This window comes from Alterirhizorhabdus solaris, from assembly GCF_007785815.1.
Lineage (GTDB): Bacteria > Pseudomonadota > Alphaproteobacteria > Sphingomonadales > Sphingomonadaceae > Alterirhizorhabdus > Alterirhizorhabdus solaris.
On the sequence record NZ_VNIM01000053.1, the window covers coordinates 20,103 to 27,722 of the forward strand.

4 protein-coding genes, 1 tRNA gene and 1 pseudogene are annotated in these 7,620 nt (G+C 67.6%); 3 read left to right on the forward strand and 3 right to left on the reverse strand.

From position 1 onward, the window contains the following. Positions 1–4 precede the first annotated feature (4 nt). The 3 genes from FOY91_RS13165 (at position 5) to FOY91_RS13175 (ending at position 2,660) form a co-directional block, all read left to right on the forward strand. Positions 5–871: an NAD(P)-dependent oxidoreductase gene (locus FOY91_RS13165; protein ID WP_145152668.1), complete on the forward strand. Its 867-nt coding sequence runs from the start codon at positions 5–7 to the stop codon at positions 869–871. Next, positions 868–2,523, forward strand: a complete 1,656-nt coding sequence (locus FOY91_RS13170) for an amidohydrolase (protein WP_203234563.1) — start codon at positions 868–870, stop codon at positions 2,521–2,523. Before FOY91_RS13165 ends, FOY91_RS13170 begins: the two co-directional genes overlap by 4 nt. 52 nt (positions 2,524–2,575) lie before the next feature. Continuing rightward, a tRNA-Leu gene (locus FOY91_RS13175) sits at positions 2,576–2,660 on the forward strand. Between the two features lie 491 nt (positions 2,661–3,151). Here the strand turns inward: FOY91_RS13175 and FOY91_RS13180 are convergent. From FOY91_RS13180 to FOY91_RS13190, 3 genes and pseudogenes are all read right to left on the reverse strand, one after another. Beyond that, complete coding sequence (locus FOY91_RS13180; RefSeq protein ID WP_162527229.1) at positions 3,152–5,713, reverse strand: TonB-dependent receptor; 2,562 nt, start codon at positions 5,711–5,713, stop codon at positions 3,152–3,154. A gap of 559 nt (positions 5,714–6,272) precedes the next feature. Next, the gene (locus tag FOY91_RS13185; protein WP_145152674.1) at positions 6,273–7,130 is read right to left on the reverse strand and encodes an SMP-30/gluconolactonase/LRE family protein; all 858 of its coding nucleotides are present in this window, start codon (positions 7,128–7,130) and stop codon (positions 6,273–6,275) included. A gap of 11 nt (positions 7,131–7,141) precedes the next feature. Further along, positions 7,142–7,620: pseudogene (locus FOY91_RS13190) on the reverse strand (dihydroxy-acid dehydratase); the annotation flags it as partial.

Sequence of the window (7,620 nt, forward strand, 5' to 3'; positions counted from 1 at the left end):
GGGGATGGCAAACATCGCTTTCATCGGGCTCGGCAACATGGGATCGCCGATCGCGCGTCACCTGCTGCGGGCGGGACATGACGTGACCGTGTACAACCGGACCGCCGCCCGCGCCGAGGCGTGGGTGAGCGCGAACGGCGGGCGATCCGCGCCCACCCCGGCGGCGGCGGCGGAAGGGGCGGACGCGGTGTTCAGCTGCGTCGGCGCCGACCCCGATCTGGAAGCGGTGACGATGCACCGCGACGGCTGTTTCCGCACGATGCGCAAGGGCGCGCTGTTCGTCGATCACACCACCGTTTCGGCGCGGATCGCGCGGCAGCTGGCGGTGGAGGGCAAGGATCGCGGCCTGCTGGTGCTGGATGCGCCGGTGACGGGCGCGCAGCCCGGCGCGGAATCGGGCACGCTGTCGATCATGTGCGGCGGCTCGGCCAGGGCGTTCGCGGCGGGCGAGCCGCTGATGCGCGCCTATGCGCTGCGGATCGTGCATATCGGCGGCGCGGGCAGCGGCCAGCAGACCAAGATGGTCAACCAGATCGCACTGGTCGGCGCGCTGGAGGGCGTCGCCGAAGGGTTGCGCTTCGCCCAGGCCTCCAACCTCGATCTGGAGAAGGTGTTCGAGGTGATCTCGGCCGGCGCCGCCTCCAGCTGGATGCTCACCCACGGCTGGCACAGCATGGCCGAGGGGCAGTTCGATTTCGGGCTGGCGGTGGACTGGCTGCGCAAGGATCTGGGCCTCGCGCTGGAAGAGGCGCGGGTGAACGGATCGACCCTGCCGGTGACGGCACTGATCGACCAGTTCTGCGCGGAGGTGCAGGCGCTGGGCGGCGGCCGTCAGGACATGTCGGCGCTGGTGCGAAGGATCAAGCGATGAGCGCGCGTGCATTTCCGTTGGCCGTGGCGCTGCTGGCGCTGGCGGCGCCCGCCCATGCCGACGGGCTGGTGGACAACGTCAACGGCTATACGCTGGAGGGCAAGGGCACGGTGCAGCGCTTCACCGGCCTGCTGATCGACCGGCAGGGCAAGGTCGCGCGCCTGCTGACGGGCAGGGAGAAGCGACCGACCGTCGCGCTCGACTACAAGCTGGATGCCGGCGGCAAGACCTTGCTGCCCGGCCTGATCGACGCGCACGGGCATGTCATGCAGCTGGGCCTGCAGGCGCTGTCGCTCGACCTGTCGGACACGAAATCGCTGGCGGAGGCGCAGGAGAAGCTGCGTCGCTGGGCGGCGGAGCGGCCCAACCTGCGCTGGATCACCGGCGGCGGCTGGAATCAGGAGCAATGGAGCCTCGGCCGGATGCCGACCGCCGCCGATCTGGACGCGGCGGTGCCCGATCGCCCGGTGTGGCTGATGCGGGTGGATGGCCACGCCGGCCTCGCCAACACCGCCGCGCTGCAACGCGCCGGCATCACGGCCAAGACGCCACAGCCGGTCGGCGGGCGGATCGCGCTGGCGGCGGGCAAGCCGACCGGGCTGTTCGTCGATGCCGCGACCGATCTGGTGGCGCGCGTGGTGCCGCCGCCGCAGCCGCGCGACTATGATCTGGCGTTCGCCAGGGCGCAGGAGATGCTGCTCGCGGGCGGGATCACCGCCGTCGCCGACATGGGCACCTCGGTGGCGGACTGGAACGTGATACGGCGCGCGGGCGACGCGGGCCGGCTCTCCGTCCGCATCATGAGCTATGCCGCCGGCATCGAGCCGATGATCGCGATCGCCGGTACAGCGCCGACACCGTGGCTGTATGACGGCCGCCTAAAGATGGCGGGGGTGAAGCTGTTCGCCGACGGCGCGCTCGGCTCGCGCGGCGCGTGGCTGAAGGCGGACTATGCCGATGCGCCGCGCGAACGCGGGCTTCAGCTTCTCGACGACGCCAAGCTGCGCAACCTGATGAGCCGGGCGGCGATGGACGGCTTTCAGGTGGCCGTCCACGCCATCGGCGACGCCGCCAACGCGCAGGTGCTGGGGGCGATCGACGAGCTGGCCGAGACCTACAAGGGCGATCGCCGCTGGCGGATCGAACATGCCCAGATCGTCGATCCGGCCGACCTGCCGCGTTTCGGGCGCAACGGCATCGTCGCCTCGATGCAGCCGGTCCATGCGACGTCCGACCGGCTGATGGCCGAGGCGCGGCTGGGGCCGGCGCGGTTGGGCGGCGCCTATGCGTGGCGCACGATGCTCGACAACAAGGTGCCGCTGGCGTTCGGCTCGGACTTTCCGGTCGAGCGGCCTGATGCGTTCGCGGGGCTGGCGGCCGCGGTCAGCCGGGAGGATGCGAACGGTCAGCCGGCCGGGGGCTGGCGGCCCGACCAGAAGCTGCGCTTTACCGAGGCGCTGGCGGCGTTCACCACGGGCGCGGCCTATGCCGGCTTCGCGGAGGATCGCATCGGCAGCCTGACGGCCGGCCACTTCGCCGACTTCATCCTGATCGACCGTGATCCGTTCGAGGCGACCCCGGCGGCGATCCGCGGCACGCAGGTGATCGAGACATGGATCGGCGGCAAGCGCAACGTGCTGCGCAAGCAGTGAGGCGCGCGCCCGATCTTGCGCGCGCGGCGGCGCGCGTTATAGCGGGGCCTGCGCGGGCGTGGTGAAACTGGTAGACGCGCCGGACTCAAAATCCGGTTCCGCAAGGAGTGTCGGTTCGATTCCGACCGCCCGCACCAACTCTTCCCACGATCGATCCCGAACGCGACGGGCGAGGGTCGGCGTCGCTTACAGGTGATACGGCGCACCCCCCGCAAGCACGTGTCAGGTGGCCGACGTGTTGCCCTCGATCGATCCATGATTGGTGCAGATACGCGGTCTCGGAACCGTCGTCGGCCACCGGATGTGCGGTCATTCAGAGAGGGGGGCGCTCGGTGCTTCTCGGTCGCGCCGCGTTCTCTCGCGGGATCGCTACCTGCAACTCGTAGTCCGAAAAGCCCCGAAGAGGGCGCCCTCAATCCATTGGAAAGTCTGTCTCGCGCTGGTCATGCACATGCTGACGGCTCGTCGATGCCCGGAGCATCATGCCATCATGCTGCCTGCGCGGCAACTTTATCGCCTTTCCTTGGCGATCACTTCATTGCTTCTCAGGCACCAGCCTGCCGCGTCGCTTCCATGCCGCCGGTGGCAGGCAGCGGGAGAACCCGCCGCCTGCCACCGATAGGCAGCCTCAGCGCGAGCCGAAGGCGTAACGCATCGTCACGCCGATCTCGCGCGGGCGGTTCGCCCGGACGACATCGTAGCCGTCCGGCGCCGCGAACAGCGGGTAGACGGTGTTGATCGTGTCGATCCGCGCCAGTTCGACGTCCTTGTCGAACACGTTCTTGGCATAGACGCCCAGATCCCAGACGCTGTCCGTGCCCGTCAGGCCGGCGAACAGATCGACGATCGCGTAGGACGGCGTCTTGCGGAACGTGCCGGTGTTGGAGCGGAAGTTGCCGAAGTTCGGGTTCTTGCCCTGGTAGTTGACGTTGAAGCGGAAGTAGCCGCCGATCGCGTCGCTGAACGGGATTTCATACCCGCCGTTGACGGTCGCCTGGAACGGCGCCTGCGTGTTCAGCACTTGGCCCGATGGCGAGGTGCAGAGCTGCACGGGAACGGCGGCCGTCGGCGCGGTCGCGGTGTTGCACGGGATGATGCCGCCCTGCGACTTGATCTTGGAGTAGCTGAGGTTGGCCCCCAGCGACGCCCGATCGAACGGCCGCGCCACGATCTCCAGCTCGGCGCCGCGCACGCGGGCATCGAGATTGCCGTAGAACGACACGTTGGCCGCCTGCACGTTCGCACCGGCGATGCTGCTGAAGTAGCGGACCCCTTCCAGCGTCGTCAGCTGGTTCTTGTAATCCAGCTGGAAGATCGCGGCATTCACCCGCAGGGCGCGGCTGATCGTGGTCTTCACGCCGACTTCGTAGGACGTCGCCGTCTCGGGCGCCGGGGTCTGAAGTGCGAAGGGCAGGCCCGCGTTGCCGACCGACGGCAGGCCCGAGCGGAACGAGGTGCCCGTGGTGCCGTAGACGAGGATGTCGTCGGTGAACTGGTGCGACAGCGAGAAGTTGTAGAGCGCTTTCGAGAATTTGTCGTTGTTGACCTGCGGCGCTCGCGACGCTGCCGGGACGTTCACCTGGCAGTAGAGTGCCCCATAATCGGCGCTGTTGGGCAGCAGCGGGCTGGGGCAACCACCGGCGGCGGCGGGCAGGAAGCGGGGGAACGCCACGCGCGCACCGCTGGAGTTGATCGTCGTCGTGACCGGCACCCGATCGCGCAGGATCGAGAGACCACCGCTCAACTCTGTATCGTCATCGATGTGGAAGCGGACGTTGCCGTAGAAAGAGTCGAATCGCTGCCCGATGTCGCTGTCGAGTTGCGTCGTCACGACATAGTTCGGGTTCGGCGTCGTCACCTGGCCGGGGCGCGCCTGGAACGGTGCACCGAAGGCACCCGGCGTGAAGTTGACCAGACCGAAGGTGGTCACGCCCTGGCTGTGCTTGGAGAACCAGCCGAGATCATAATCGAACGGACGATCGGGGTTCGGGATCGACGAGATGCGGACCTCGCGCGTCTCGAACTTGGGGATGCCGCGATCGAAACCGGGGGTCGTGAACGGCTCGTAGCCGGGCACGATGTTGACCGGATCGACGGCGTTGAACACGGTCGGGCTGCGGTTGAACTGACGGCCGTAGTTGGCGCTGATGTTGTGCCCCAGCACTTCCCAGTTGGCGTTGACGGTCAGCAGGTCGACATGCTGCGGGCGATAGGTCGGCTGATCCTGGACCGACTTGCGATCCTCGAACGTCAGCGCCGGGCCGTTGTAGTTCGCCGGAATGCCGAGCGCGGCGAGACCGGGGCTACCGCTGCCGACGACCTGAGTGAAGTCCCGCGTAAAGGTCTTGCGACGCTGGTACATCGCCTGCAGCGAGAAGGTATCGGTCGGCTTGAACAGCGCGGTGGCGCGATACGTGCGGTCGCGGAACGTCGGGTCGATGCTGCTGTTGACGCTGGTGATCCGCGTGCCGTTCATCCCCTCGATGTTCGTGGCGAGGCGGAGGGCGAGGACGCCCTTGATGATCGGTGCGTTGATCGCACCCTGCACGTCATAATGATCGCCCGAGCCGTACAGGCCCTGCACGTAGCCGCCGAACTCTTCGAGATCGGGCTTGCGGGTGGTGATGGTGACCGCGCCCGAGATCGATGGCGCGCCGCGCGTGGTGCCCTGCGGCCCGCGCAGTACCTCGATCTGTCCGACATCGAACAACGAGACGATCGTGTTGCCGGGATCGAACGGCACGTCGTTGAAGTAGATCGGCGTGGCCGGCGTGCCCGAGCCGGGCTGCCAGGTGACGCCGCGCAGCGTGACGGAGGTGCTCGACCCGGCGTTGACGAGGGTCAGGCCCGGCGCCAGCTTGGAGACTTCCTCGACCGAGGTGATCGCCAGCTTCTGGAGGTTGGAACCGGTGACGACCTGAACGCTGACCGGCACCCGCTGCGCGTTTTCCGCATCGCGGCGCGCGGTGACGACGATGTCCTCGATCCCGTCGGACTGGGCCTGGGCCTGAGGGGTGCGCGGCGATGCGGGCTGGATCTCGTTGCCGGTCTGCGCCTCGGGTGTCGGATCGACCGCCACGGCCTGGGCGAAAACGGGGGTGGCTGCACACAGGGTAAGCCCTGCGGATGCCATCGCCGCCAGTTTCACGCGCTGCGAAAATCCACGACGATCAAGCTTCGTGCTACGCATAACCCCCCCTAAAACAACGTCTTTCACGCATGATGGCGTACGGTATGGCTTTTGCCATGTCCCGTGACGGCCACCCATACGGCCAGCCCCTCCAAAGTCAATAGTTCGAGTTAAGATCAAGAATATCGACTTTGGTCTAATTAGCACGGGGAAGTCTTCCCCGGATCAGGGCTGGCGACGGTTCAGATCAGGGAGCGGTCAGCCAGCCTGCAATAAAAGGTTTGTCGAGATTTTTACGCGACGGGTGACGCATCGCAGGACAGATGAGCATCGTCGACTTGGCGTGCGGAAAGGTTCGATCAGCCGAACAGGAACCGGACTTAATAGTCGGACCAAGCGAAAATTTCGGTCGGGCGGCCAAGCGCAGGCGAGATCATGTCCCGATCGTCAAGTCGTCGTCATCGAAAGACCGCGTTCCGGCGGAAGGAATGCGCTGAAATTCGGGTGTCGATCATGTCAGACTGTTGCTGCCGCGTCAGTCCTTTGGCGATGACGATGACTGATCTCGGCTATTACGACGCAGGCCGGCGGCACCTTCAACCGCCTTACAGGTCGTGCGTCACCCGGCGAAAAGGCCGGGCGGCAGGCCGATGGCGCCCGCATCCATCTCGAACAAGGCGCCGTCCATCGGGGTCGGGGGCAGGCCGGTAGCGGCCGACGTGACGAACATCCGGTCGAGCGACGGCCCGGCGAAGGCGATGTTGGTGATTTGTTGCGCCGGCAGCGGGATGGCGCGGTCCAGCGTCCCGTCCTCGTGGAACCGGCTGATCCGCGCGCCGCCCCAATGCGCGATCCACAGACCGTTCGCAGCATCGACGGTCATCCCGTCCGGATAGCCGTCCGCCGCGGTGAAGGTGATGAACGGGGTACGGTCGGCGATGCCGCCGTCGGGCAGGCGCCGGTAGCGATAGACGGTGCGGCGGGCCGTATCCGAATGATAGAGCCACCTGCCATCGGCCGAGAAGGCCGGGCCGTTTGGCACGCGGTAACCGCCGTCCATCCTCGCCCAGCGCAGATCGGGGGCGAGGCGGTAGAAGGTGCCGCTGTCCTGTTCCTCGGCCATGTCCATCGTGCCGCACCAGATGTTGCCGGCGGCGTCGGCCTTGCCGTCGTTCATGCGGTTGCCGGGCAAATCCGGTTCCGGATCGCCGATCGGCCGGATCGACAGCGGGTCGAGGTCGAGTTCGGCGAACCCGCCCTGAAAGCCCGCGATGAAGCCGCCGCCGGCCCGCTCCGCCACCCAGCCGATCGGCTCGGGCATGGGCCAGCGGGTGAGCTGCCCGTCCGCCAGCGACAGCCGGTTCAGCGCGGGCGCGAGGATATCCACCCAGAAGAAGGCGTTCGCCCGCGCGGACCACAGCGCCCCTTCACCGAGACTGTCCTGCGTATCGCGCGAGACGATCGTCCAGTCGGCCATGTCGCCCGCCTCTAGTGGTTGTCGCGCGGCAGACCTTCGGTCTGGGCGATCCGCTGATATTTCTCGGACCCTTCGAGGATCGCGCCGGTATCCATCTGGCCGACGACGCCGCGCTGGATCTCCTGCCACGGGGTTTGCGAGCGCGGGTAGCGGAAGCCGCCTTCCGCTACGAGCGCGCGCCGCCGTTCGGCCAGTTCGTCGGCGGGTATCAGTACGTCCGCCGTGCCGCGTCCCAGGTCGATCCGCACCCTGTCGCCGGTACGCAGCAGCGCCAGCCCGCCCATCGCCGCCGCTTCCGGGCTGGCGTTGAGGATCGAGGGCGAGCCGCTGGTGCCGGACTGTCGGCCGTCGCCGATGCAGGGCAGGGCGTGGATGCCCTCGCGGATCAGGTAGGCGGGCGGCCGCATGTTCACCACCTCGGCCGCGCCGGGATAGCCGATCGGCCCGGCGCCGCGCATGAACAGCAGGTGGCTGTCGGTGATGCCCAGCG

Coding starts and splice junctions, on each gene's coding strand:
- FOY91_RS13165 (WP_145152668.1), top strand. CDS start 5: ATGGCAAACATCGCTTTCATCGGGCTCGGCAACATGGGATCGCCGATC.
- FOY91_RS13185 (WP_145152674.1), bottom strand. CDS start 7,130: ATGGCCGACTGGACGATCGTCTCGCGCGATACGCAGGACAGTCTCGGT.
- FOY91_RS13180 (WP_162527229.1), bottom strand. CDS start 5,713: ATGCGTAGCACGAAGCTTGATCGTCGTGGATTTTCGCAGCGCGTGAAA.
- FOY91_RS13170 (WP_203234563.1), top strand. CDS start 868: ATGAGCGCGCGTGCATTTCCGTTGGCCGTGGCGCTGCTGGCGCTGGCG.